The following is a 26,367-nucleotide window of genomic DNA, read 5'->3' as shown; positions in this document are numbered from 1 at the left end:
GGCGAGCTGATCGGCGGCGAGCTGATCGGCGGCGAGCTGATCGGCGGCGAGCTGATCGGCGGCGAGCTGATCGGCGGCGAGCTGATCGGCGGCGAGCTGATCGGCGGCGAGCGAGCCGATCACGGCCGTCGGCACGGCACGACGAGGAAGGGGGACGCGGTGGGATCGGATGTCACGGCGCTGAACAGGGCGGTCGACGAGGGACGGCTGTGGATCGATGAGGTACTCGTCGCCGACGGCGCCCACGATCGATGCGCCCGACGGTACGAGCAGTTGGCCGACGAGGTCGAAGCCCAGATCCGGGTGCTGAGCGCGGCGGCGTCGCTACCCGGCTTCGGCGGTTTCGCCTCGGGTGCCGCACTGCGCAGCGGTTTCGAGGGGAAGGCCGACGACGCGGTGACCCGCCTGCGCGAATACGCCGACGCGGCGCGGGCCCTCGCCCAGACCTTCCGCGCCGCCGCCGCGGCCTACACCCGTTCCGACGACGAACTAGCGACCGCGCTCGGCCGCGCCGACATCGCGGGGGCGACTCATGCGTGAACTCCCGAACGGCGCCGAACGCGGCGAGCACACCCGCACCGACCCCGAATACGCGCCGAGTGTCGAGATCTTCGACAACCTCACGCACCGCCAGATCCACGCCGGGGTGCAAATGCTCGATCCCGCCGCGCTCACCGCCGGGCAGCAGGCATGGCAGGGTTCGGCGACCGGCGTCGCCGAAGCGGTTTCGCAGGCGCACAACGAGATCCGCGCGCTGATCGCCGACGGCTGGCGCGGCGGCGCGGCACAGACCGCGGCCGAGGCGGTGCGCTCGTTCGAACAGCACGGGCAGCGACTCGCCGACGTGATGTCCGCGGTGGCGCGGCGCCTCGGTCAGGCGGGCGACGCCGCGGAGACCTTGCGCGCCGCGGTGGGCACCCCCTCCGACAGCGCCCCGGATCTGTCCGCCGCGCTGCTGGATCCGAGTCAGGCCACCGCCAACAGCGCCGCGCAGAAGTCCACCGAACACGACCGCCGAGATGTGGTGCGGGCGATGGACACCATCTACGCGAACGCGTTCATCCGGTCCGGAACGGGCGTGCCCGCCTTCCCGGATATGACGCCGGCGGATACCCCGCAGGGGTCGGCCACCGCGCCCGCCGCGACGACCGGCACACCGACGGCTCCCGTCAGCGACCTGATAATCCCTGCCGCACAATCGATCTCGGCCGCGCCGAGCACCGTCCCTCCGGTGGCCGCAGCGCCGGACGACGCAGCAACGCGCCAGGAACCCGTCGCGGCGGCGCCCGCGACCGTTCCTGCCTCCACCCTGGCGTCCGCTCCCCCGCTCGCCTCGACGGCGAGCACCGTCGACCTCCCCGCGTCGCCCACCCATGCCAAGACCCTCGCCGCGGGCGCCGCGCAGACGCCCGCCGCCGTCGTCCCCGACCGCGTTGTCACATCGGGTTCCGGCGTGCCGGTCGTCCCGGCCGCGGCGGCCCCCGTGGTCGCACCGACTCTGCCGGGCAACGGCAGCCAGAACAGCGCCGGGGACGAGCGCAAGCGGGAGGAACGGCATCGCGACACGAATGGCGACACCGTCAACGGCATGGGCGCGGGCGCCATCGGCGGCCTGATGGGCGGCGCTCTCGCCGCCACCGACACCACCCGTCCCGGTTCCGGCATCGCGGCGCCGCAGGCGAATCGCCCCGCCCGAACCGACGACGAGGACGACGACGATCTGGAATGGATCGATGACGACGACCTGACCTTCCTCGAACCGGGCGATGAGCCGGGCGAATTGATCGGCGCACTCGAACCGACCACGCCACCGGTGGTCGGCGAGTGGACCGAACTGGAGTGAACTGGACGCTGACCCCCGACCAGTTCGCGCTGGCCTGGGAGCGCACCGACGGCGACCGGATCCCCTATCCGCTGTCCGTCCGGCTGTCGGCCCGTGACACCGCGGAGCGGGCCGCGCAACTGCCCGAGCTGACCGCGTGGTGCGACCGGGTGCTCGACGCCGATCTGGAGGCCGCATTGCGCGTCCTGGCGCGGCCGACGGTACGACTGGAAGTCTATGGCGAGTGGGGTGCGGCGACCGCCGAGCAGGATCGCGGCGCGGGCGAGGCGGACCGATCGGTGCTGACCGATGCCGCGCTCGGGGCCGAATCGACAGGGGAAGGCAGCGATCCCGGAGCAGCCGCCGCGCTCGGTCCGCGCCCGGTGCGGGTACTCGGCGCGTCGGCGGGCCATATCGCGGTGGTGGCCGCCCAGCGCCCCGGCTCGGCCCCGGATCGCGGCGCCGATATCCGGCTTTTCGTGGGAGGTCCCAAAAGTCTTGCCGCCCGCGTGATCTCGACATTGCCGGAAAGTCCACCCGGCACCGCGGCCCGGCTCACCGCACCCCTGTCGCGGGTGCGCGAGGACAGCAGGGATCTGGTGACCGTTCCGGTGGCCGGTCCCACCGCGCCCGCCCGCATCCGTCGCCTACTCGGCAGACCGCGCGACGGCATCGGCCAGATCGTGGTCTCGGCCCTGCGCGCCGACGGCGGACTGCACCCGTTCGGGGTGCTGTGCTGGGTCGATATCGCGGGCGACGGTCGCTACGCGGTGCGCACCGGCGCCGACGTCGACGTCACCCCGGTCGACGCCGAGGCCTTCACGGCCCAGTTGCGCCCCATGCTCAACGCGGCGGGCCGATCCGGCGCGAGCGCCGAGCGCCGTTGAATCGGGTGGGGCCAGCACGGGTGTCACCGAGATCCGCGTATCGGACTCAGCCGAGCAGCCCGGTGACCTCGTCGTCGGCTAGCTGGTGAAAATCCCGGTACGCGGCGCCGACACCGCCGAGGGTATCCGGGACCAGCGGACAGATCACCTCGTCGGCCTCCCGCTCGACCCGGCGCATGGCCTCGGGGGACGACACCGGGACGGCGACCACGATTCGCTTCGGCTGCCGCAGGCGGGCCACCCGGCAGGCGACGACCACCGTCGCGCCGGTCGCCATCCCGTCGTCGACGATGACCAGGGTGCGGCCCGCGATCGGGATCGGCGCGGTTTCACCGCGCCATATCGTGCGACGGCGCTCCAACTCGGCGCGTTCGTCCGCTTCGATCTCCTCCAATTGCCCGGGTCGCAGCCGGATCTGCTCCAGCACATCCGAATTCAGAACCAGGACCCCGTCCTCCCCGATCGCCCCCATGGCCAGCTCCGGCTGCCACGGCACGCCGAGTTTGCGGACCAGCAGGATATCGAGGTCGCCGCCGATGACATCACGGACCGCGGCGGCCACGGGAACACCCCCGCGCGGCAACCCGAGCACCAGCGGCGTCGATGAGCGCAGGTGCTCGAGCTCGGCCCCCAGTGCGCGACCGGCAGCCGCGCGATCGGTATAGCCCATCCCCGCGAACGCTACTCCGCCGATCGCTCGGTGATCGCGAATCGACGCAATGCCAGGCTGGGGTTCACGCTGCGCACGGCGGCCAGTTCCTCCAGATCGATATCGGCGCTGAGCACACCCGGTCGGTCATCGAGTTCGGCCAGGATCCGGCCGGCCGGGTCGACGATCATGGAGGCTCCCGCACCGCGCGGCGCGGCCTGATCGGCGGCGGCCACGTAGACGGTGTTCTCGATGGCGCGGGCACGTACCAGCGTGGTCCACTGATCGACCTTGGCGGGGCCGGGAATCCACTGGGCGGGCAGTAGCAGTACCTGCGCCCCCGCGACGGCCGCACGCCGGAACCCTTCGGGGAATCGGAGGTCGAAACACGTCTGCATGCCGAATGTCACACCTCCCGCCGCGAATGTGGCGGGAGTCTCGATCGCACCCGGCTCGACCACATCGGATTCCCGCTGTCCGAAGGCGTCGTAGAGGTGCACTTTGCGGTATCGCGCGATCAATGTCCCGGCGGGATCGAAGGCAACGAGTGTGTTGCGGATGCGTTCCGATCCGGGCTCGGCCTTTTCCACCATTCCGGCCACCAGATGCAGCCCGTATTCGGCGGCGATCGCGCCGAGACCGGAGGCGAACGGCCCGGTCAGCGGTTCGGCGACGGCCACGACCCGTTCATCGAGCCGGGAGACGGCGTACATCGAGTATTCCGGGGCGACGACGACCTCGGCGCCGCGTTCGGAGGCGATCCCGACCTGCTCACGCAGCGCCGCGAGGTTGTCGGAAGGCCGCGTTCCCGGCGCGAACTGGATGACGGCCACCGACATTTTCGCGGCGGCCGGGTTCTGATGCGCGGGCGAGTCATTCAGTCGCATAGGTCTCACCGTATTGGGCCCCTGGCCGGGACGACTACTACAAGGCAGTAAACTCCTGGTCAATGAGCACCAATGAGGTCGACAGCGTTTCTGGCGACAATGACAGGGACAACGACGGCCCGACCTTCGCCGATCTCGGGATCGATGACCGCATTCTGGCGGCCATCGCCGATGTCGGCTACGAGTCGCCGTCGCCGATCCAGGCCGCGACGATTCCGCCGCTGCTCTCCGGCGCAGATGTGGTCGGCCTCGCCCAAACCGGAACGGGAAAGACCGCGGCTTTCGCGATCCCGATCCTCATGGGATTGGAAATCATCGGCAAACAGCCGCGCGCGCTGGTGCTCGCCCCCACCAGGGAGCTGGCGATCCAGGTGGCCGAGGCGTTCGGCCGCTATGCCGCGCACATACCCGGTCTCAACGTGCTACCGATCTACGGCGGCCAGAGCTACGGCGTGCAGTTGTCGGGGCTGCGGCGCGGCGCGCACGTCGTGGTCGGCACCCCGGGTCGAGTGATCGATCACCTGGAGAAGGGCACGCTCGACCTGTCGCAACTGCAGTATCTGGTACTCGACGAGGCCGACGAGATGCTGAAGATGGGCTTCCAGGAGGACGTCGAGCGCATCCTGGCCGATACGCCCAAGGAGAAGCAGGTCGCGCTGTTCTCGGCCACCATGCCCTCGGCGATCCGCAAGATCTCCAAGCAATACCTGAACGATCCGGTCGAGATCACGGTCAAGACGAAGACCACGACCAACATCAATATCAACCAGCGCTGGGTGCAGGTCTCGCATCAGCGCAAACTCGACGCACTCACCCGCATTCTCGAGGTGGAGTCGTTCGAGGCCATGATCATCTTCGTGCGCACCAAACAGGGCACCGAGGAACTCGCCGAGAAGTTGCGCGCCCGCGGATTCTCCGCCGCCGCGATCAACGGCGATATCGCGCAGAACCAGCGTGAGCGGACCATCGGACAGCTCAAATCCGGCACGCTCGATATTTTGGTCGCCACCGACGTGGCCGCGCGCGGGCTCGACGTCGACCGCATCTCGCACGTGGTCAACTACGATATCCCGCACGACACCGAGTCCTACGTGCACCGTATCGGCCGCACCGGCAGGGCCGGGCGCAGCGGCGAGGCGCTGCTGTTCGTCGCGCCGAGAGAACGGCATCTGCTCAAGGCGATCGAACGGGCCACCCGGCATCCGTTGACCGAAATGCAGTTGCCGAGCGTGGAAGACGTCAACGCCCAGCGGGTGTCGAAATTCGGCGACACCATCACCGAGAACCTGTCCAACCCGAATCTGGCACTGTTCCGCACGCTCATCGAGGATTACGAACGCGAGCACAATATCTCGCTGGTCGATATCGCCGCGGCCTTGGCCGTCGGGTCCTACGACGGTGACAACTTCTTCATGGAACCCGAACCGGAGCCGGTGGAACGTCCGCAGCGCGCGCCGAGGGATCGGCCCGCCCGCGCGTTCGAGGACGATCGCGGCAGCGGTTTCAGCCGCACCAGCGGCGTCGAACTGGCGACGTACCGGATCAGTGTCGGCAAGCGGCACCGGGTGGTGCCCGGCGCGATCGTCGGCGCGATCGCCAATGAAGGCGGCCTGCGGCGCAGCGATTTCGGACATATCAGCATCCGTCCCGATTACAGCCTGGTCGAATTGCCCGCCGATCTGTCCAACGAGACCCTCGAAGCCTTGCGGCGCACCAGGATCAGCGGGGTGCTGATCCAGCTGCAACCGGATTCGGGTCCGCCGCAGCAACGCTCGTTCACCCGCGGCCCGCGCCCGGAGCGCAGCGGCCCCAAGCGGTTCGAAAGGCGTAAGCCACGCTCCTGAACCGGGCAGGGTTCATCGAGGTCACATGGGCTAGCTAAGGTGTTGCCGTCCGCGTTGCTCGGGTGCCGGTGTCCGTAGGACACCGCGGGTGCGGGTGTCCCGCAAGACACAGGAGGGCCGCGTTTGTTCGTGTTCGGTGATCGTGTCGTGTGCGCCGCCGCTGATCTCGTGCGCGCGGCGAGCTGTGAATTCGCGGTGCTACGCGCCCTCGACACCGAACTCGGCACCTTCGAGCCCGGGTCCGCCGGGTTCCCCGGTCCCCTCACGCCGCCGGGAGCAGGCGCGGCGCGCGAGCGCACGCTGGCCGACTTCCTGGATCGCTTCGGCGACACCGTGGTCGAGGTGCGACCGCCGCGCGCCGAACCCGAGGATCCCGCGGCCCGAGTCGAGGCGCTGCGCGCCGCCGCTGCCGAAACCGCCGTGGCACTGCGGGCGGGCGCGGACGTCATCCACGGGGCAACCTTCTTCGACAACCGATTCGCCTGCTCCTGCGAATTTCTGGTGCGCGCGGGCGATTCGTCGCGCTACACCGCGCACGGCACCGCACCACACCAACAGGATTCGGTCGGCGCGGCACTGGAACTCGCGGCACTCGAACTCGCCGCGTGCGCCGAGGCCGTCGCCAGCCGCGGTGCGCGCACCGCGCCCGTGATCCGATTGCATTGGGGCGAGGACACTTCCGATCTGGCACTGGCCGAACTCATTCCGATCTACCGGGCGCGCAGGCGGCGACTGGAACGGATCGTCGAGGACAAACTCAGCGAACTGCTCCCGGTGCAATGGGGTGATCCGCGCTTCCTCGCCTGCGGTCAGTGCCCGACCTGTACCGCCGCGCTGACCACCGCGCGCGATCTGCTGCTCGTCGCTGGACTCGGCAACCCCGCCCGCACGCGACTGCGCGAAGCCGGTGTCGCGACCATCGATCGACTGGCAGTCACCGAATCCACGATCGCTGGGCTCTCGCCCCGCACCGTCGCGGCACTGCGGCGGCAGGCCGAAACACAACTCGGCAGTGAGCATTCCGGGAAACCGGAGTACACCGTCATCGAGGCGACCGCACTGGGCGCATTACCGTTCCCCTCTCCCGGTGATCTCTCGCTCGTCCTGGACGACACACCCGGCGAGCCGCTGCGGATAGCAGTCGGCGGGCCGGACGGCGTGCATCGAGCATTCCGAATTCCCGGCGACCCGTCCGCCGCGCAGGCGGCGCGACGCGAGGCCGTACAGGACACCATCGACTATCTGGCGCGACGGCGGCGGATGTATCCGGAGACGCGGGTGTACTACTACACCCGCGAGGTCCGCGCGGCGCTGCTGCGGTGCACGGGCGGATACGGCGTCGGCGAGGAGATCACCGACGAATTGCTGTGCGACGGTGTGCTGGTCGATCTCTATCCGATCGTGCGCAATGCCGTGATCATCGGACAGCGGTCCTATCGACTGGACGCACTGCGCGAATTATTCGGTGACACAACCGTTCATGAGCACGCGGACCGTCGTGACGAGACACGCCGTCGTGACGCCGCACCCGGTTTCGAGGACGCGGACCGTCATGTTGACGCCGAACGGGACTGCGTGACGGTGCTGCGTTTGCGCGATTGGCTGCTCGAGCGGGCCGCCGAGGAGCGGATCGATCCGGGACCGGTGACCGAGCGCGCGCGGTCGTGGTGCGCCGATCCGAATTCGGACACGGCGGAATCGATTCCGCCCTCGCGTCCCTCCTCCATCGAGGCGGCCCTGGCCGAATTCGCGGCCGATCGCGGCGCGGCGGGACCGTCCCCGCACCCCGCCGCGCTGATGGCCGCCGCCCTCGGCTATCACCGGCGCGAACGGCAGCCGCTGTGGTGGGCGCATATCGACCGGCTCAACCATCCGGTGGACGAATGGCCCGAGGCGGCGGGTGTGCTCGTGGCGGACTGGGGCGCCGTCGACACCAAATGGCATCACAGCCCGAACCGGCCGACCATGCGCCGCTACCTCACCCTCACCGGACGGATCGGCACCGAGCGCGGCGCGGGCGCCACACTGGCGCCCGGCGCGACCGTCTACACCTATTACGACGGACCGGTGGCCGCGGGCATGATGACGGCGGTCGGCAGGCGCGCCACCGCGACCGCCATCGTGCTCGGCTGTTCGGTGGATCCCGATTTCGACGACACGGTCCGCCTCGAGGAGTTGCTGCCCGCGGGCTGCGACCCCTACGACGATCTACCCATCGCCATCGCACCCCATCTACCCGCCCCGGACGAGAATGCCGAAGGCGCGGTGGAACTCGCCGCCCAGCAACTGCTGGTGACGCTGCCCGAAATACCCCGTACGGCGATTTTCGACATCCTGGCGCGCAGGCCGCCCCGGCTGCGCGGCGACAACGGACTACCCGAGGTGCACGGCGATCACGCGGCCGCTGTCACCGCGGCGATCCGCGATCTCGACAACTCCTATGTCGCGGTGCAGGGTCCCTCGGGCACCGGGAAGACCTCCACCGCGGCCCGGGTGATCGAACGCCTGGTGACCAGGCATAGATGGCGGGTCGGCGTGGTCGCGCGGTCCCATCCGACCGTCGAGAACATGTTGGACACGGTCGTCGAATTCGGCGTACTGCCCGAACTGGTGGCCAAGAAGGATGTCGAATCGGTCGCGCCGGAATGGGCCGTCATCGACGCGGGCCGATACCGGCGCTTCCTCGACAACGCGGTCAACGGCTGTGTCATCGGCGGCGCCCCAGCGGATTTCGCGAACGAGGAGCTGATCGGGCAGGCAGCGCTCGATCTGCTCGTCATCGCCGACGCGGGCAGTTTCGCACTGGCCGAGACGCTCTCCGTGGGGCCGAGTGCGCGAAATCTGCTGCTGCTCGGTGATCCGGCCCCGACTCCGGCGCGGGCGGCGCATCCGGAGCCGGTCGACGAATCGGTGCTGGGGTGGCTCGTCGACGGCGCGGGCACGCTGCCCGTCGAACGCGGGTACTTCCTCGATCGGAGCTGGCGGATGCATCCGCGCGTCTGCGAGCCGATCTCCCGGCTCTACTACGACGACCGCCTGCGCTCCAACGAAACCGTCACGCTCGCACGACAACTCGATGGGGTGCCGCCCGGTATCGAGGCCGTGCTCGTCGATCACCACGGCAACACCACCGAATCGGAGGCGGAGGCGCGCGAGGTGGTCCGGCGGGTGCGGACTCTGCTCGGAGCCTCGTGGACGGTGGGCACGGTCACCCGCCGACTGCACCCGCACGATATTTTCGTCGTCGCGCCCTATGGCGCGCAGGTGGGCCGGATTCGCACCATGTTGGCCCGCGCCAAGATCGAGGATGTCCTGGTCGGCACACCGGATCGGTTCCGCGGCAGGGAGGCGGCGGTGGTGCTGCTGTCGATGACGACCTCCACCCCCGCCGACGCCCCCGACGGCATGTCGTCGCTGCTCTCGCGCGGCGTGCTGCTGGCCGCCCTGTGCCGGGCCATGTGGAAGGCCGTCATCATCCGATCGACGCTGCTCACGGAATATCTGCCGTCCACGTCCCGGGAATTGACGGATCTGGCCGGATTCCTCGAGCTGACCGCGACGACCGTCACAAGCACGGCCTGAGCCGACGCTGTGGCCGCGGCGGTCAGCCGAAACAGTGGCCTTCGCCGCGGTAGGTGGGAACGGCGGTGCGAGTGCCGTCGTCGGCGACGAGATGGATCCGGTCGAAACGCTCGCACAGTTCGCCCGCCTTGGCATGCCGGAACCACACCCGATCGCCGATGCGAAGGCCGGCCGCGGCCGACAGCGGGGTCTGCACCTCGCCCGCGCCCTCGGTGCCGATGAGCCGTAATCCGGTGGGCCACACCGGCTTCGGCACACGAGACGGACCGGTCGGTCCGGAAGCTATGTAGCCGCCCGCGAATACCGTCGCGATGGACGGCGTCGGCTTACGCAAGACCGGCGTGGCGAAGAACAGGGCGGGACGCGGGGTGAACGCTCGATAGTCGTCGAACAGGGTCGGCACGTACAGGCCCGATCCCGCGGTCACCTCGGTGACCTCGGGATCGGTGATGCTGACCTCGATCGAGCCCGACCCTCCGCTGTTGACGATCCGCAAGGGGCCGACCACCGAGCGCACGGCGTCGAGCACCCGGCCGCGACGGGTGGCGATTTCGGCGGCGGACGCCTTCTTGACCAGGCGAATCGCGATATTGCTGTCGGGAAGACCCGCGATCTGCGCCTCGTAGGTCATCACGCCGACGACCTCGAAACCGCGATCGGCGGCGCGGCGGGCGAGTGCGGCGGCCTGCTCGGGGGTGCGCACCGGGGAACGGCGGACACCGAGGTGCAGCGGGCCGATCCGCAGCGAGGCGTCGATGTCGAGGCATATCCGGGGCCGGACCCGATCACTGCCGAGCGCGGCGCGAATGAGTGCGAGCTGCTCGACATCGTCGACCATGAGGGTGATGGAATTCAGCAGCGTGTCGTCGGCGGCGAGTTCGGCCAGCGCGGAGCGGTCGACACTGGGATAGCCGAGCAGCACATCGCGGGCGCCGAGGCCGACCAGCCAGATAGCCTCGCGCAGCGAATAGGACATGATGCCCGCGAAACCGCCGCGTCCGGTGAGCCCGGAGCCGAGCACTTCCTCCAGGACCGCGCGGCACCGCACGGATTTACTCGCCACCCGTATCGGTAGCCCGCCCGCCCTGCGCGTCAGGTCCGCGGCATTCGCCCGCAGCGAAGCCAGGTCGAGGGCGGCAAGCGGCGGATCCAGTTCGGCGGTAGCCGCGTGGAGTCCGGCGATCGGCGAGGTCATCGTCCCCACTCAACCATTAAACTGGTCAGACGTCCAGCTTTTCGGCGGCGATTTCAGTAGGCGTCGGTAGCGCGCCCCGCCAGGCCGCTGACCAGGTCGTCCAGGACGACCAGCGCCGTTTCGTCATCGCAGTCGGCGAGCCAGCGCAGCACCGTGCCCTGCAACATCGACACCGTGTAGGCGGCGATGGAGTCGACCGGTTCCAGCCACTGCGTACCCGAACGAGCCGCGCAGAGGTCGAGGAACCACGCGACCTCGAGATCCATATCCTTGAACACCGCGGCGGCGGTCGGATCCGGCTCACAATTGGGCCGGCCATCCCACCGCTCGCGTAATGCGTGCACCGTCGCCTCGTACGCTTGCACCTGCTTGGCCGGCGCGGCCTTGACCGACGGCCAATACGCGCTGACCGCGGCATGTAACAACACCCGCAGCGCCCGCACTCCGGTGTAATCGAGCGAGGCGGCCGCCTTCTCCACGGCCTCGCAGATCGTCGGCCGGAGCCTCACCTCTGCTATCTCTCCACGTGCGCTCAACGACGACTCCCTCGGCGAAAAATCTCGCGCAAACTGCGGCGCGACTCGCTGAACATTGCGACCACTCGGGCCGACCTCATCATTGAGATCCCCCGGCTGCCCGGTCCAACGTTCACCAATGGTAGTGGTTTATCAAGGTTTAAGAACGGGTTCAGCGGGTATTTTCAGACTGAAAGAATGTTTTGTTACCCAAACGGAATGCCTTTGCGACCATCACGCGGCGTCAACGAAACGCCGTTCTGGGTGGGGTCTCGCGAACCCTCGGCGCGAGAGACGCCTCGATCAACTGTACGGACGACCTCGGGGCAGCCAGGTGTCGCTGTGGCATATCGCACAGTCGAAAACCTCGCAAATCCGTCACCAGAAATTCGATGACGGGCGATACCGCCGGCTCCCCGCGGCCGATAGCCTGGATCGGTGACTCTCCCGCCCGTTGATCAGTTCTACCTCTCCGGCACATTCAACTTCCGTGACACCGGCGGGCTGCGCACCGTCGACGGCGCGAAGATCCGCCCCGGCGTCCTGCTCCGCTCGGCCCAGCTCAGCGGCCTGACTCCCGACGGCCGGACGGCGCTGCGCGAACTCGGTGTCGCCGACGTCTACGACCTGCGCGGGCCGCGGGAGATCGACCACATCGGCCACGACAACCTGCCCGAAGAGGTCCGGCTCAACATCACCCCCTTCGATTCGCGGATGCGCGAGGCGCCCCCGCACGACGCGCGGACCTCCTTCGGCATGGCCCATATGCTCGAGGTCTACCGGTACTTCCCCTCGCTCCCCGAGGCGCAGCGCGCGATCGCGTCCATCGCCGAATCGGTGCTGCGCGGCGAGGGCGCGGTACTGGTCCATTGCGCGGCGGGTAAGGACCGCACCGGCTGGGCCGTCGCCACCCTGCTGTACGCGGTGGATGTCGTCGAATCCGATATCTTCGCCGATTTCCTGCTCAGCAACGACGCGGTGCCGTCGCTGCGCGCGATGATGACGCCGAAGATGCCCCCCGGCGTCGAGTTGACGGTCGATCTGCTCGGCGTCCGGGAGGAGTACCTGCGGGTCGCGGTGGCCGCGGCGCTGGAACAGTACGGCGACTTCGACACCTATCTCGACGCGATCGGCCTCACCGAGGAACTGCGCGCGCGGTTGCGCGAGCAAATGCTGGAGTGATCGGCCTCGATCCGAGGCTGCCCGCGCCTATCCGGACGCGCCGCGGCGCACGAGGCCATCGGCGTCGATGGTGACCTGATCGCCGGTGTGGAACCAACTCCCGGTGAAGCGATCCGCGGTCGTCTTCGGATCGTTCCAGTAGCGGCGTGTGACATTGGGCCCCCGGCACAGCAATTCGCCACGCCCGGCTCCGGCCCGAGGTCCGAACAGCGCCAATTCGGTGCCGCCGAAAGGGAATCCGAGTATGGCGGCGTCCGCTTCGCCGCGGTCGTCGACGGCGAGCCCGATCCCACTGGTTTCGGTCGCGCCCCAGACCGTCCACTGCCGCGCGGCCGGGAAGACCTCGCGTAGGGCGACCGATGGCGTCGCGCCGGCGACGGGGACGAGCATGCGTTCGGCCCGATGTCCGGCGCTGCTGATCCGCGAAACGCCTTCGGTGGACAGTCCGTCCGGGCGCAGTGCGGCCAACTCCGGCAGGAGGCGGGTGAAGACGCGCGGCGTCGCCGAAACCATGTCGACCCGTTCGGCCGCGATACCTTCGGCGAGTTTGCCGGTGTCGGGCGCGAGGACCACCGTGCCTCCGACCGCGAAGGTGGGCAACAGCTGATCGACGCATCCGCTGGCATGGGCGAGCGGGAGCAGCAGCAGATTGCGCAACCCGTCGGTCGGCAGGTCCAGCGCCCCAACTACGGAACGGATTGCCGAGAGCAGATTCTCGTTGGTCAGTTCGACGCCCTTGGGCGCGGCGTCCGCGCAGGCCGCGCCCGGCGCCGCGCCGCTGGTGTAACAGAGCAGCGCCAGATCGCTCAGCGCCGCACCGTCATCGATATACGCCGCGCCGTCGGGAAGTTCGCCGCCGCCACTGCCGTCGAATACGAAATCGGCTCTGCTGTCCGCGATCACGCGTTCGGCCACCGCGGCCGGTATGCCGTCGTGCACCAGGACGGGGACCGCCCCGCTGAGCAGTGCCCCGAGGAATGCCTGCACCCACCGTGCGCCGACGGGCATATGGATCGCGACGCGGTCGCCGTACCCGATCCCGTGCTCCTGGAGACCGCCCGCGATGCGCGCGGCGGAATGCCACAGCTCTCGGTAGGTGAACCGGGGACCGCCGATCTCCACCACAGCCTCGCGCTGGGAGAACGCGTGCACCTGGAGATCGAGCAACTCGGTGAGCGCGGGGGTGAGGTTGCCGTACCGGAGCACACCGTCGGCGCCACGGGCGAGGGGGTTGGCGCATTCCTGCGGACCGGCCAGGGGGTATTCGACCAACAACTGCTGCGACATCCGTCCTCCGCGCGCCTCGAGCGACCGGGCATCTGCGACTATATGACGCGGATCACAATTTCGCTGGGTTAGCGAACATTCGTGTCCTATCACTCATCGAACGTCAGCGGCCGGTATAGGTCGCCTTACCCGGACCGACCTCCAGGAAGCTGCGCACCGCGCCGCGCAGATCCTCGGTGTCGAACAGCACCCCGGAAACCTGCGGTGTCACCGAATCGGCGTGTGCCACACCGCCCGAACGCCAGGCCGCGACGATCTGCTTGGTCGCGGCGTGCGCGCGGGTCGGACCCTGTGCCAGCCGGTGGGCCAATTGCCTGGCGGCGGTGTCGACGTCGTCGTGCACGGCGTTGACCACACCCCAGTCGGCCATGGTCGCGGCGTCGTAGAGATCACCGGTCATCACGAATTCGCGGGCCCGGCCCGATCCGGCACGCTCGGCGAGTCGCTGCGGTCCGCCCATGGACGGGGTCAGGCCGACCACCGTCTCCACCAGACCGAATTCGGCCTTCGGCGCGGCCAGGATGATGTCGCAGGCGAGCGCGATCTCGAACGCCGCGGTGAGGGTCAGTCCGTGCGCGGCGAAGATCACCGGACACGGCAGCGCCTCCAGCGGGTGGATGATCTGCGCGAACAGGGTGCGCCACAGTTCGGCGCCCTGTTCCACCGACAAACCGTCGAAGACGTGCACGTCGACGCCGCCTGACACCACTTTGCCCTCGGCGCGCAGCAGCACGGCCCTCGGCGGGCGCGCGGCCAATTCCGCGATATCGGCGACAAGCGCGTCGAACATCGCCTGATCGAACAAGTTCAGCGGCGCGTTGGCGAAGGTGAGGGTCGCCACCTCCGCGCCGCCGTCGGTGACTTCACGTTCCAGCCGGGTGGCCTTCGATTCGCTCATTCGGTCAGCCTAGAACCCACGTCTGCGAGACTGTCGTAGTGACCAAGTCGGCATCCGAATCCGGTTCCTACGTCGAGCCGGGCGAGTTCAAGCGCGACACGAATTACATCACCACCCGGATCACGGCCGATGGCCGCGAGGGCTACCCGGTCGAACCGGGGCGGTACCGGCTCGTCGCCGCACGCGCCTGCCCGTGGGCAAATCGCACACTGATCGTGCGCAGGCTGCTCGGGCTGGAGCAGGCGCTGTCACTCGGTCTCTGCGGGCCGACGCACGACAAGCTGAGCTGGACCTTCGATCTCGATCCCGGCGGCGTCGATCCGGTACTCGGGATCTCCCGGCTGCGCGACGCCTACCTCGCCCGGTTTCCCGACTATCCGCGCGGCATCACCGTTCCCGCGATCGTCGACATCCCGACCGGGCAGGTCGCGACGAACGACTACGCCCGAATCACCCTGGATTTCTCCACCGAATGGACCGCCTACCACCGCCCCGGCGCGCCGCAGCTGTACCCGGAATCGCTGCGCGCGGAAATCGACGAGGTGAATCTGGCGGTCTTCCGCGACGTCAACAACGGTGTGTACCGCTGCGGTTTCGCCGGCGCCCAGGACGCCTACGACGCGGCCTACGACCGGCTCTTCGCCCGGTTGGACTGGCTCAGCGAGCGGCTCGCGACGCGGCGATACCTGGTCGGCGACACCATTACCGAGGCCGACGTCCGACTGTTCACCACCCTGGTGCGCTTCGACCCGGTCTATCACGGACATTTCAAATGCAACCGGAGCAAACTCACCGAGATGCCGGTGCTGTGGGCATACGCCCGCGACCTGTTCCAGACTCCCGGCTTCGGCGACACCATCGACTTCGACCAGATCAAGACCCACTACTACGTGGTGCACACCGATATCAATCCGACGCGGATCGTGCCCAAGGGACCGGATCTGGCCGATTGGCTGACCCCGCACGGCCGCGAGACCTTGCGCGGTCGCCCCTTCGGCGAGGGCACCCCGCCCCCGCCGCCGTCACCCTCGGAACAAGTGCCCGCGCTACTTCGGCCGTAGCTGGGTATACCGCCGTACGCGGGGAACCCATCACACGATGCGGTTCGTTGCCGTGTTGGGCCGAGCAACCTTCGGTGCCATAGAGTTCTGCCAGCGAAGGCTGAGACTAAAGGGGTTCCCGCCGATGAGGCATAGCGCGTTCGAAAAGACCGTGGTCGCACTGCTCGAGAACGGGTCGAAGCTGCAGGGCCCCGCGGTGGACAAGTATATCGACCTGATCCGGCGCTCCCACCCCGACGAAACCCCGGCCCAGATCACCGCGCGACTGGAGCGGCAGTACCTGCTCGCCGTCACCGGCAGCGGGACCGCGGCGGGCGCGACGGCAGCCATGCCCGGCGTCGGCACCGTCGCCTCGGTGGCGGCCATCACCGCGGAGACGGCCTTCTTCCTGGAGGCTTCGGCCCTGTACACCCTCGCCATCGCCGCGGTGCACGGTATCGCGCCGGAGGCCAAGGAGCAGCGCCGCGCGCTGGTGATCGCCGTCGTCCTCGGTGACGCGGGCATGGAAATCGTGGAGAAATCGGTCGGACATTCGGCCAAGAACTGGGGGACGCTGCTGGCCACCCGCATCCCAGGTCTGTCCGGGATGAACGATTCACTGATGAAGCGATTCATCGTGCGGTTCCTGACCAAGCGGATGGCGCTGATGGCGGGCAAGGTGATCCCGATGGGCATCGGCGCCGTCATCGGCGGCGTCGGCAACCGGGCACTCGGCAAGACCACGATCGTCAACGCGCACAAGGCATTCGGTCCCCCGCCGACCACCTGGCCCGCCGCCAGGCATCTGATCGTCGAAGCGGATCCGCTGAAGGCGATCGATCCGTCCGCGCCGCGGCGGTCCGCGGGGCCGCGGTGACCGCGGCACGCCCCGCCTTCGCCGTTCGCGGATTGAGCAAGCGCTACGACCTGGTCTCGGCGATCGATGATGTGAGTTTCACCGTCGCGACCGGTACCAGCGTCGGCCTGGTCGGCCCCGCGGGCGCGGGCAAGACCACGGTCCTGCGCATTTTGCTCGGCCTGGTGCGGCCGACCACGGGCACCGCGTCGGTGGGCAGCCCCGGCTCGGTCGCGGGAATCGGCGGCGGCCCGCCTGTCGGCGGCATGCTGTCCCCCCGCGGACTGCACCCGGCTCGCTCGGCTCGCGACCATCTGTCGATCTACGCCGCCGCCGCGCGGGTGCCCGACGAACGGGTCGAGGAACTGCTCGAATCGGTCGGTCTGGCCGAGCACGCCGCGACACGGGCAGCCGCGCTGAGCGCGGGACAGCAGACCAGGGTCGCGCTGGCGACCGCGCTACTCGCCGACCCCCCGCTGCTGATCCTCGACGACCCCGCCGACGGTCTCGATCCCGCCGAGCGCGGGTGGTTACAGGAATTCCTGCGCGGGCATACCCGCCGAGGCGGAACCGTCCTGCTGTCGAGCGCGTCGCTGGCCGCGGTGGTGCCGATGGTCGACAATCTCGTCGTCATGAGCGAGGGTTCGGTGGTCTACCAGGGCACTCCGGCGAAGCTGCGGCGCGGGCATCCCGACAGATTGGTCGTCGCGGCGTCGACGCCGGTGGCATTGGCCACCGTGCTCGCCGCACGCGGCTATACCGACGCGGTGATCCGCCAGGACGGCAGGCTGGCGGTGGCCGACGCGTCCGAGACCCAGATCCAGGACGCCGCGCGTGCCGCGGGCGTGCGCCTCGACAGCGTCACCCCCGATCCGATCCACCCGGACCGCGTCCTCGCCTCGCTCACCACACCGAGGACAGCCGCGCCGCCACCTGCGCACGCTCCGTATCCGCCCCACCCTGCCGTGCCCGCGCGGCAGCCGACGCCCTACGGGATTCCACGGTGATCACCCTGCTGCCCCCGGATCTCGTCCCGGCCGTCAACTCCGAGATCCGCAAAGCGAGCACACTGCGCGCGAATCTGATGCTGGCCGCCGTGCTGCCTGGCGTCGCGCTCGTGGCGTGCACCGCCACCGCCCTCGTCTCGGGCCCGGCCGATCCCGGCTCCGATCCGGCGACCGGCGCGGCCTCGATCGGGCTGTACCTCGCGATCGCGGCGGCCATCCTGGCCGCGGCCGTCTTCGGCGCGGTGGGGGCCGGAGCGGAATACCGGTACGAATCCATGCCCGTCACCGCGCTGTTCACCGCCGACCGCGACCGCCTCGTCGCGTCGAAACTTCTGGTCACCGGGGCCATCGCGCTGGCGACCACCTTCGTTGTCGAACTCGTCGGCCTCATCTGCCTGCTCGGTTTCGGGCGCGGCAAGGTCGAGTTCGGCATGCGCCTTGTCACCGTGCTCGGCGGCGGACTGCTCGCCGCGACCTGCTGGTCGCTGATCGGCGCGGGGCTGGCGCTGATGCTGCGGAAGTCGAGTATCGCCATCGCCGCGCTGCTCGGCTGGTTGCTGATCGCCGAACCGCTGATCTGGGTCGTGGCCAATGCCATCGGCATCGGCGGTGTCGCCACGCTGCTTCCGGGTTCGGCGACCATCGCCGCCGTCGCCGCCGGTTCCTTCCCCGACAGCGATATCCTCGCGCCGACACCGGCCGCCGTCGTCGTCCTGCTGCTGTGGACCATCGGCAGCGCGGGCGGGGGCTGGTGGACTCTGCGCACCCGAGACCTCTGATCCGCCCCCTCGGCGCGACGGGAATCAACCGGTACCGCCGCACGTCGTAACGTCGTGGGATATGAGCGGGGGCGAGCGGGAAGTGTCGGTGACGGAAGTGGACGGGCGCGCGGTGCGACGACCGGGGTGGATTCGCAGGTTGTGGGCGGCGAGCCTGGTGTACCGGGGCACGATGGCCGGGGTCGCGGCCGCGGTCGCGCTCGGCGCGGTGGTCGAGGTCGCGGCGCCCCTGCTGACAAAGCGAGCCGTCGACGCGGCTGGTATCGGCGATACCGAGGTGATCGGGGTGGTCGCCGCACTGCTCGTGCTGCTCGCCGCGGGGCGCTTCGTCTCCTCGCTGACCAGGCGGGTGCTGGCCGGGCGGCTTTCCCTCGATATACAGCACGCCCTTCGCGTGGATCTGCTCGCCTCGTTGCAGCGACTGGACGGAGCCGGGCAGGACACCCTCCGGACCGGGCAGGTGGTGTCGCGGTCCATCACCGACCTGCAACTGGTGCAGGGCCTGGTCGCCATGGTGCCCTGGTCCGGACTCGCGCTGCTGCAATTCGTGCTCGCCGCGATGGTCATGGTGTGGCTGTCACCGCCGCTGGCGGCGGTGGCGCTGCTCGTCGTGCCCGCCATCGCGCTGGTGGTCTATCGGATGCGGCCGCTGCTGTACGCGGCGACCTGGTCGGCGCAGCAGCGCGCGGCCGACCTGGCCCAGCACGTCGAGGAGACAGTCACCGGGGTCAGGGTGGTGAAGGGGTTCGGGCAGGAGGCCAGGATGGTCGACGTGCTGGAGAAGCACAGCCGCGACCTCTACGCCGAGCGACTGCGCGCGGCGCGGATCGATTCCAGGTTCGCGCCGGTCGTCGCGGCCGTCCCGCAGGCCGGAATGGTCGCGGTGATCGTCGTCGGCGGACTGCTCGCCCTGCACGGGGTCATCGGCATCGGCACCTTCCTCGCCTTCGCCGCCTATGTCGCGACCATGACCGCCTCGGCCAGAACCATGTCCGCGGTGGTGATCATGGCGCAGCTGACTCGCGCCGCGGCCGAACGCGTATTCCAGGTCATCGACACCGCACCCGTCATCGCCGACCCACCGCATCCCGCGCCGCTGCCCGAGGGCCCGCTCGGCATCGATATCCGATCGCTCACCTTCGGATTCGATCCGGATGTCCCAGTGCTGCGCGATCTCGACCTGACGGTGCGTCCCGGGGAGACCGTGGCGATCATCGGCCCGGCCGGCTCGGGCAAATCGACACTGTCGCTGCTACTGCCGCGTTTCTACGCACCCGATTCGGGCAGCATCCATCTGTTCGGCGCGCGAGCCGATCACGACGCGGGCGATAACGACGCGGGCGATAACGACGCGGGCGATAACGGAGCCGTCCCGCGACACCCCGCCGACGGTCGATGTCGGTCGGTCGATATCGCCGACGTCAGCGCCGCCGACCTCAGATCCGCCGTCGGCGTGGTCTTCGACGATCCGTTCCTGTTCTCCGACACCATCGCCGCCAATATCGCGCTCGGCCGCCCCGACGCCACCGACGCCGAGGTGCGCCACGCGGCCGAACTCGCGGCGGCCGACGATTTCATCGGCGAACTTCCCGACGGATACGACACCGTCGTCGGCGAACGCGGACTCACTCTCTCCGGCGGCCAACGCCAGCGGATCGCGCTGGCCAGGACCCTGCTGGCGCGCCCGCGCATCCTCGTGCTCGATGACGCGACCTCCGCGGTGGACGCGGTGACCGAGGCCGCCATCTTCGATACGCTGCCCGACCGCGGCGGACGCACCACGCTGATCCTCGCGCACCGCGAATCCACCCTGGCCCAGGCCGACCGGGTGATCCGCCTGCCCGCGCCCGGCGCACCCGTCCTCGGGACCGCCGTAGCCGTGCCCGCCGTCAGCGCCGCGCAACCGACCGTGGGTCCGGGCAACTGGTCCGGCCTCACCAACGCGCTGAGCGAAACCCCGGAACTGCGCCGGACTATCGCGCGGCTGCCGGCGGCCACCGACCGGCCGATCGACGACGACCGCGCCCTGCGGCAGCCCGAACCGAATTTCCGGCTGGCCCGGCTGCTGCGCCCGGTCAGGGCGCTCGTCCTCACCGTGGTCGCCCTGCTCGCCCTGGACGCGCTGATCGCGATCGCCTTCCCGCCGCTGGTGCGCTACGCCATCGACCACGGTGTCGGAGGCGACGACTCGGGCGTGCTCGCCCGCGCCGCGGTGATCGGCGGCGTCCTGGTCTCGGCGGGTCTGCTGGTCGGAGCCGTGACCACGGTCCTGACCGCCCGCACCGGCGAACGCGTGCTCTACGGCCTGCGCATACGCAGTTACGCCCATCTGCAGCGGCTCGGGCTCGACTACTACGAGCGCGAACTGTCCGGCAAGATCATGACGCGGATGACCACCGATGTGGACGCGCTGTCGACCTTCCTACAGACCGGGGTCGCGACCACCCTGATCGGCGGACTCACACTGATCGGTATCGGGGTCGCGCTGCTGGTCATCGATGCCTCGCTGGCCGTGACGGTGCTGCTCGCGCTGCCCCCGCTGTTCCTTGCGACCCTGCTGTTCCGTCGCGTATCGAACAGCGCGTACACCGTGTCGCGGGAACGGGTATCGGCGGTGAACGCCCACTTCACCGAGAATGTCACCGGCCTGCGCGCCGTCCAGGCCAACCGGCACGAACCGGTCGCCGCCCGGCGCTTCGCCGAATACTCCGTGCGCTACCGGCATTCGCGGATGCGGGCGCAGTGGGCGATCGCGACGTACTTCGCCTCCGTCATCGCATGGGCGGATCTGGCACTGGCCGCGGTGGTGTTCATCGGGGCTCGCGAGGTCGCGACCGGCGCGACCACCGCGGGCACGCTGATCGCCTTCGTGCTCTATCTGGAACTGCTGTTCGGGCCGATCATGCAGCTGTCCCAGGTTTTCGACGGCTATCAGCAGGCGCGGGTCGGGCTGCGCCGGATCGGCGAACTCCTGCGAACCCCGTCGTCCATCGCGGCCGATCCCCCGAACGCGGTCCCGATCAGCGGGTCGTTGCGGGGCGAAGTCGGCATCGACGGAGTCCGATTCCACTATTCGGGGACGACGAATCCGGCATTGGACGGGGTATCGCTCGAGATTCCGGCGGGCACGACCCTCGCACTGGTCGGTCCGACCGGTGCGGGTAAGTCGACCATCGTCAAACTGCTTGCCCGCCTCTACGATCTGCCACCCGCCGCCGGGTCCGGCGCCATCCGGGTGGACGGGGTCGATATCCGCGAATACCGCCTGGCCGACTACCGGTCCCGGCTCGGGATCGTGCCGCAGGAAGCTCACTTGTTCACCGGCGACATCGCCAGCAACATTGCATTCGGACAACCTTCGGCGACCGCCGATCAGATCGCCGCCGCCGCCGAAGCGGTCGGCGCTTCCGCCATGATCGCCGCCCTCCCCCTCGGTATGCGGCAGCCGGTCGGCGAACGGGGGCGAGGTCTGTCCGCGGGGCAACGCCAGCTGATCGCCTTGGCCAGAGCCGAACTGGTCGATCCCGACCTGCTGCTGCTGGACGAGGCCACCGCCACCCTCGACCCGGAAACCGAGGCATCGATGCTGGTAGCGAACCGATCACTGGCACGGGGGCGGACCACCGTCGTGGTCGCGCACCGGCTCGGCACGGCCGCGCGAGCCGATCGGATCGCGGTCGTCGACCACGGCAGAATCGCCGAGATCGGCACTCACGACGAACTGATTTCGGCCGGTGGACAGTACTCCCGTCTCTGGGACGCGGCCGCGTCGCCCTCCCGTTGAGCGCCAAATGTGGGACGGGCAACAGCCCACGAAAGCGAGGGAATATTCTCGTCCCCGGACGAGTCTGCACAGGTGAGTTCTGGAATGTCCGGTGGTGGCTGGCATCGCCGATTTGCTGCTGGGCCTATCCTCAATTAGGGCGCATCGGCGCGCATCCGCTGATCCCCGTGCCGGGCACGTCACAAACGTCGCAGCGCGAAGAACGAAATGAGGCGAACACCTGCTGTGAGCAGCTCAACTTCCCAGTTCGGACAGAACCAGTGGTTAGTCGACGAGATGTATCTCAAGTACAAGGAAGATCCATCCTCTGTCGACGCGAGTTGGCACGAGTTCCTCGCCGACTACACCCCTGAGACGACCGGCGACAACCCGCCCACAACGCAGACCGCGACCTCGACCACCACATCGGCGGCGCCCGCCCGGACCGCGGCACCGGCCGCCGTGAAGTCCGCCCCGGCCGCCGTGAAGTCCGCCCCGGCCCCCGCGCCGACCAAGCCCGCGGCTCCCGCGCAAACCCCCGCGAAGGTCACCGCCCGCGCCCCTCGGACCACCCCGGCTCCGTTGTCGAACGCCGCACCCACCTCGGGTGCGCCCAAGGCCGCGGATTCGGCCACCGACGAGTCCAAGGTGCTACGAGGCGCGGCAGCCGCCGTCGCCAAGAATATGTCCGCCTCGCTGGCCATCCCCACCGCGACGAGTGTGCGGGCCATCCCGGCGAAGTTGATGATCGACAACCGTCTGGTCATCAACAACCACCTCGCCCGTACCCGCGGCGGCAAGATCTCCTTCACCCACCTGCTCGGCTTCGCGATCGTGCAGGCGGTCAGGAAATTCCCGAATATGAATCGGCATTTCGCCGAGGTCGACGGTAAGCCGAACGCGGTCACCCCCGCGCACACGAACCTCGGTCTCGCCATCGATCTGCCCGGCAAGGACGGCAGCCGTTCGCTGGTCGTCGCCGCCATCAAGGGCACCGAACACATGACCTTCGGTCAGTTCCACACCGCCTACGAGGATGTCGTGCGGCGCGCCCGCGACGGCAAGCTGACCGCCGAGGATTTCTCCGGCGTCACCATCTCACTGACGAACCCGGGCACCATCGGCACCGTGCACTCGGTGCCGCGCCTGATGAACGGTCAGGGCGCGATCATCGGCGCCGGCGCGATGGAGTACCCGGCCGAATTCCAGGGCATGGCCGACGAGCGCATCGCCGATCTCGGTGTCGGCAAACTGATGACGCTGACCTCGACCTACGACCATCGCATCATCCAGGGCGCGGAATCGGGCGATTTCCTTCGCACCATCCACACCCTGCTGATCTCCGACGAGTTCTACGACGAGATCTTCCACGGCCTCGGCGTGCCCTACGAGCCGGTGCGCTGGCGCAAGGACATTCGCGAACGCGGCGTCGACAAGAGCGCCCGCGTGCTCGAGATGATCGCGGCCTACCGCAACCGCGGCCACCTGATGGCCGACACCGACCCGCTGCGGCTGGTCAAGGACAAGTTCCGCAGCCATCCCGACCTCGACGTCACCCAGCACGGGCTGACCCTGTGGGATCTGGACCGCGAATTCAACGTGGGCGGCTTCCACGGCCAGGAGCGCATGAAACTGCGCGACGTGCTCTCCATCCTGCGCGACGCCTACTGCCGCCACATCGGCATCGAGTACACCCACATCCTGGAAACCGATCAGTTGCAGTGGATTCAGGACCGGGTCGAGCAGAAACACGCCAAACCGACTGTCGCGCAGCAGAAATACATTCTGAACCGGCTCAACGCGGCCGAGGCGTTCGAAACCTTCCTGCAGACCAAGTATGTCGGCCAGAAACGCTTCTCCCTCGAGGGCGCCGAAGCCGTCATCCCGATGATGGACGCGACCATCGACCAGTGCGCCGAGCATTCGCTCGACGAGGTCGTCATCGGCATGCCGCACCGCGGTCGCCTCAACGTGCTGGCCAATATCGTCGGCAAGCCCTACTCGAAGATCTTCACCGAGTTCGAGGGCAATATGAACCCGGCGGCCACCCACGGCTCCGGCGACGTGAAGTACCACCTCGGCGCGCGCGGCACCTACCTGCAGATGTTCGGCGACAACGAGATCGAGGTCTCGCTGACGGCCAACCCCTCGCACCTGGAAGCGGTCGACCCGGTACTCGAGGGTCTGGTCCGCGCCAAGCAGGACCTGTTGGACAAGGGCGACGGCCCCGAGGGTTTCTCGGTCATGCCGCTCATGCTGCACGGTGACGCCGCGTTCGCGGGTCAGGGTGTGGTCGCGGAGACGCTGAACCTGTCGGGCCTGCGCGGCTACCGGGTCGGCGGCACCATCCACATCGTGGTGAACAACCAGATCGGCTTCACCACCGCGCCGGAGAACAGCCGCTCCACCGAGTACTCCACCGATATAGCGAAATTCATCGGCGCGCCGATCTTCCACGTCAACGGCGACGATCCCGAAGCCTGCGACTGGGTGGCCCGCCTCGCGGTGGACTTCCGCCAGAAGTTCCGCAAGGACGTCGTCATCGATATGGTCTGCTACCGCCGTCGCGGCCACAACGAGGGCGACGACCCGTCGATGACCCAGCCGTCGATGTACGACGTCATCGACACCAAGCGTTCGGTCCGCAAGGCCTACACCGAAAGCCTGATCGGCCGTGGCGATATCTCGCTGAAAGAGGCCGAGGACGCACTGCGCGACTACCAGGGCCAGCTGGAGCGGGTGTTCAACGAGGTCCGTGAGCTGGAGAAGTACACGCCGGAGCCGAGCGAATCGGTCGAGGACGACCAGAAGGTGCCGACGACCGTGCAGACGGCCGTGGACAAGGCGCTGCTGCAACGCATCGGCGACGCCTTCCTGAACGTGCCCGACGGCTTCAATGTGCATCCGCGCGTCAAGCCGGTGCTGGAGAAGCGCCGCGAGATGGCCTACGAGGGCAAGGTCGACTGGGCCTTCGCCGAACTGCTCGCCTTCGGCACGCTCATCGACGAGGGCCTCGCGGTGCGCCTGACCGGTCAGGATTCGCGTCGCGGCACCTTCACCCAGCGTCATTCGGTGATCATCGACCGCAAGACGGCCGAGGAGTACACCCCGCTGCACAACATCGGCAGCGCCAACCCCGGCTGGTTCGCCGTGCACGATTCGGCGCTGAGCGAATACGCCGCCGTCGGCTTCGAATACGGCTACTCGCTGGGCAACCCGGACGCACTTGTGCTGTGGGAGGCGCAGTTCGGCGATTTCGTCAACGGCGCGCAGTCCATCATCGACGAGTTCATCTCCTCGGGTGAGGCCAAGTGGGGCCAGCTCTCCGATGTCGTGCTGCTGTTGCCGCACGGCCACGAGGGTCAGGGCCCCGACCACACCTCCGGCCGTATCGAGCGGTTCCTGCAGCTGTGCGCCGAGGGTTCGATGACGGTCGCGGTGCCCTCGACCCCGGCGAACTACTTCCACCTGCTGCGCCGTCACGCGCTGGACGGCATCCGCCGCCCGCTGATCGTCTTCACCCCGAAGTCGATGCTGCGCAACAAGGCCGTCGTCTCGGATCTGAAGGATTTCACCGAGTCGAAGTTCCGCTCGGTCTTCGATGAGCCCGCCTACGAGCAGGGAGTCGGTGACCGCAGCAAGGTCAAGCGGGTCGTGATGACCAGCGGCAAGCTCTACTACGAGCTGGCCGCGGAGAAGGCGAAGCAGAAGCGCGAGGATGTCGCCATCGTGCGGATCGAGCAGCTCTACCCGCTGCCCGTCCGCCGCCTCAACGAATCGCTGAGCGGCTACCCGAACGCGACCGATATCGCCTGGGTCCAGGAGGAACCGGCCAACCAGGGCGCATGGCCCTTCTTCGGCCTGAACCTCCCCGAAAACCTCCCGGAGCGGTTCACGAAGCTGCGCCGCATCTCCCGTCGCGCCATGTCGGCCCCGTCCTCGGGCTCGAGCAAGGTCCACGCGGTGGAGCAGGCCGAGATCGTCGCGGAGGCATTCGAGCCGACCAGCTGATCCGACCTGACACGGACTGGACGCCGGGTGCGAATCCGCTCTCCCCTGAGAGCGATTCGCACCCGGCGTTCGTATTCCGGCCCGATCGTGGAAGCCGAATACGACCGCGGGGGATCGGCCGCCGACCTAGTCGGGCGAGCGAGCGCGCCGGACATCTCCCCGA

The 26,367-nt window shown here is 68.7% G+C and carries 18 protein-coding genes; 12 read left to right on the top strand and 6 right to left on the bottom strand.

The window, feature by feature from the left end:
- The 3 genes from ABZS43_RS21570 to ABZS43_RS21560 form a co-directional block, all read left to right on the top strand.
- A partial coding sequence (locus tag ABZS43_RS21570) for a hypothetical protein (RefSeq protein WP_355037701.1) occupies positions 1-540 on the top strand: 540 nt, incomplete at its 5' end.
- A complete protein-coding gene (locus tag ABZS43_RS21565) occupies positions 533-1,843 on the top strand; it encodes a WXG100 family type VII secretion target (RefSeq protein ID WP_355037700.1) in 1,311 nt (436 codons plus the stop codon). The genes ABZS43_RS21570 and ABZS43_RS21565, both read left to right, overlap by 8 nt.
- Positions 1,825-2,709, top strand: a complete 885-nt coding sequence (locus ABZS43_RS21560) for an ESX secretion-associated protein EspG (RefSeq protein WP_355037699.1) — start codon at positions 1,825-1,827, stop codon at positions 2,707-2,709. The genes ABZS43_RS21565 and ABZS43_RS21560 overlap by 19 nt, the downstream gene beginning before the upstream one ends.
- A 46-nt stretch (positions 2,710-2,755) precedes the next feature.
- Here the strand turns inward: ABZS43_RS21560 and ABZS43_RS21555 are convergent, their stop codons facing one another.
- The gene (locus tag ABZS43_RS21555; RefSeq protein ID WP_355037698.1) at positions 2,756-3,379 is read right to left on the bottom strand and encodes a phosphoribosyltransferase family protein; all 624 of its coding nucleotides are present in this window, start codon (positions 3,377-3,379) and stop codon (positions 2,756-2,758) included.
- 11 nt (positions 3,380-3,390) lie between these two features.
- Positions 3,391-4,245 (bottom strand): carbon-nitrogen hydrolase family protein, encoded by an 855-nt coding sequence (locus ABZS43_RS21550; RefSeq protein ID WP_355037697.1) that lies wholly within the window; start codon positions 4,243-4,245, stop codon positions 3,391-3,393.
- Between the two features lie 62 nt (positions 4,246-4,307).
- On the opposite strand from ABZS43_RS21550, the gene ABZS43_RS21545 reads away from it, so the two are divergent.
- Together ABZS43_RS21545 and ABZS43_RS21540 are read left to right on the top strand one after the other, a co-directional pair.
- Positions 4,308-6,089, top strand: coding sequence for a DEAD/DEAH box helicase (locus ABZS43_RS21545; RefSeq protein WP_355037696.1), 1,782 nt, complete (start codon positions 4,308-4,310; stop codon positions 6,087-6,089).
- 129 nt (positions 6,090-6,218) lie between these two features.
- Positions 6,219-9,671, top strand: coding sequence for an AAA domain-containing protein (locus tag ABZS43_RS21540; protein WP_355037722.1), 3,453 nt, complete (start codon positions 6,219-6,221; stop codon positions 9,669-9,671).
- Between the two features lie 22 nt (positions 9,672-9,693).
- Here ABZS43_RS21540 and ABZS43_RS21535 read toward each other — a convergent pair whose 3' ends face one another.
- Together ABZS43_RS21535 and ABZS43_RS21530 are read right to left on the bottom strand one after the other, a co-directional pair.
- Complete coding sequence (locus ABZS43_RS21535) at positions 9,694-10,866, bottom strand: amino acid deaminase/aldolase (protein ID WP_355037695.1); 1,173 nt, start codon at positions 10,864-10,866, stop codon at positions 9,694-9,696.
- 53 nt (positions 10,867-10,919) lie between these two features.
- Positions 10,920-11,402, bottom strand: a complete 483-nt coding sequence (locus ABZS43_RS21530; RefSeq protein WP_355037694.1) for a TetR family transcriptional regulator — start codon at positions 11,400-11,402, stop codon at positions 10,920-10,922.
- A 417-nt stretch (positions 11,403-11,819) separates the two neighbouring features.
- On the opposite strand from ABZS43_RS21530, the gene ABZS43_RS21525 reads away from it, so the two are divergent.
- Complete coding sequence (locus tag ABZS43_RS21525) at positions 11,820-12,563, top strand: tyrosine-protein phosphatase (protein ID WP_355037693.1); 744 nt, start codon at positions 11,820-11,822, stop codon at positions 12,561-12,563.
- 27 nt (positions 12,564-12,590) lie between these two features.
- Here the strand turns inward: ABZS43_RS21525 and ABZS43_RS21520 are convergent, their stop codons facing one another.
- Both ABZS43_RS21520 and ABZS43_RS21515 read right to left on the bottom strand, forming a co-directional pair.
- Complete coding sequence (locus tag ABZS43_RS21520) at positions 12,591-13,850, bottom strand: AMP-binding protein (RefSeq protein WP_355037692.1); 1,260 nt, start codon at positions 13,848-13,850, stop codon at positions 12,591-12,593.
- Between the two features lie 103 nt (positions 13,851-13,953).
- The gene (locus ABZS43_RS21515) at positions 13,954-14,748 is read right to left on the bottom strand and encodes an enoyl-CoA hydratase/isomerase family protein (protein ID WP_355037691.1); all 795 of its coding nucleotides are present in this window, start codon (positions 14,746-14,748) and stop codon (positions 13,954-13,956) included.
- A gap of 38 nt (positions 14,749-14,786) precedes the next feature.
- On the opposite strand from ABZS43_RS21515, the gene ABZS43_RS21510 reads away from it, so the two are divergent.
- From ABZS43_RS21510 to ABZS43_RS21485, 6 genes are all read left to right on the top strand, one after another.
- Positions 14,787-15,809 (top strand): glutathione S-transferase C-terminal domain-containing protein, encoded by a 1,023-nt coding sequence (locus ABZS43_RS21510; RefSeq protein ID WP_355037690.1) that lies wholly within the window; start codon positions 14,787-14,789, stop codon positions 15,807-15,809.
- 124 nt (positions 15,810-15,933) lie between these two features.
- Positions 15,934-16,665 carry a hypothetical protein gene (locus tag ABZS43_RS21505; protein ID WP_355037689.1) on the top strand — a complete coding sequence of 244 codons (732 nt, stop codon included), beginning with the start codon at positions 15,934-15,936 and terminating at the stop codon, positions 16,663-16,665.
- Positions 16,662-17,651 carry an ATP-binding cassette domain-containing protein gene (locus ABZS43_RS21500; RefSeq protein WP_355037688.1) on the top strand — a complete coding sequence of 330 codons (990 nt, stop codon included), beginning with the start codon at positions 16,662-16,664 and terminating at the stop codon, positions 17,649-17,651. The genes ABZS43_RS21505 and ABZS43_RS21500 overlap by 4 nt, the downstream gene beginning before the upstream one ends.
- Positions 17,648-18,430 (top strand): ABC transporter permease, encoded by a 783-nt coding sequence (locus ABZS43_RS21495; RefSeq protein WP_355037687.1) that lies wholly within the window; start codon positions 17,648-17,650, stop codon positions 18,428-18,430. The genes ABZS43_RS21500 and ABZS43_RS21495 overlap by 4 nt, the downstream gene beginning before the upstream one ends.
- Before the next feature lie 88 nt (positions 18,431-18,518).
- Positions 18,519-22,214, top strand: a complete 3,696-nt coding sequence (locus ABZS43_RS21490; protein ID WP_355037686.1) for an ABC transporter ATP-binding protein — start codon at positions 18,519-18,521, stop codon at positions 22,212-22,214.
- A 207-nt stretch (positions 22,215-22,421) separates the two neighbouring features.
- Positions 22,422-26,204 (top strand): multifunctional oxoglutarate decarboxylase/oxoglutarate dehydrogenase thiamine pyrophosphate-binding subunit/dihydrolipoyllysine-residue succinyltransferase subunit, encoded by a 3,783-nt coding sequence (locus ABZS43_RS21485; RefSeq protein ID WP_355037685.1) that lies wholly within the window; start codon positions 22,422-22,424, stop codon positions 26,202-26,204.
- Positions 26,205-26,367 lie beyond the last annotated feature (163 nt).

The sequence above is a fragment of the Nocardia sp. NPDC005366 genome (assembly GCF_040606855.1).
Taxonomy (GTDB): Bacteria; Actinomycetota; Actinomycetes; order Mycobacteriales; family Mycobacteriaceae; genus Nocardia.
This window is presented reverse-complemented; position numbering and strand designations above follow the sequence as displayed.

Coding starts and splice junctions, on each gene's coding strand:
- ABZS43_RS21565 (WP_355037700.1), top strand. CDS start 533: ATGCGTGAACTCCCGAACGGCGCCGAACGCGGCGAGCACACCCGCACC.
- ABZS43_RS21555 (WP_355037698.1), bottom strand. CDS start 3,379: ATGGGCTATACCGATCGCGCGGCTGCCGGTCGCGCACTGGGGGCCGAG.
- ABZS43_RS21550 (WP_355037697.1), bottom strand. CDS start 4,245: ATGCGACTGAATGACTCGCCCGCGCATCAGAACCCGGCCGCCGCGAAA.
- ABZS43_RS21545 (WP_355037696.1), top strand. CDS start 4,308: ATGAGCACCAATGAGGTCGACAGCGTTTCTGGCGACAATGACAGGGAC.
- ABZS43_RS21535 (WP_355037695.1), bottom strand. CDS start 10,866: ATGACCTCGCCGATCGCCGGACTCCACGCGGCTACCGCCGAACTGGAT.
- ABZS43_RS21520 (WP_355037692.1), bottom strand. CDS start 13,850: ATGTCGCAGCAGTTGTTGGTCGAATACCCCCTGGCCGGTCCGCAGGAA.
- ABZS43_RS21515 (WP_355037691.1), bottom strand. CDS start 14,748: ATGAGCGAATCGAAGGCCACCCGGCTGGAACGTGAAGTCACCGACGGC.
- ABZS43_RS21505 (WP_355037689.1), top strand. CDS start 15,934: ATGAGGCATAGCGCGTTCGAAAAGACCGTGGTCGCACTGCTCGAGAAC.
- ABZS43_RS21485 (WP_355037685.1), top strand. CDS start 22,422: ATGAGGCGAACACCTGCTGTGAGCAGCTCAACTTCCCAGTTCGGACAG.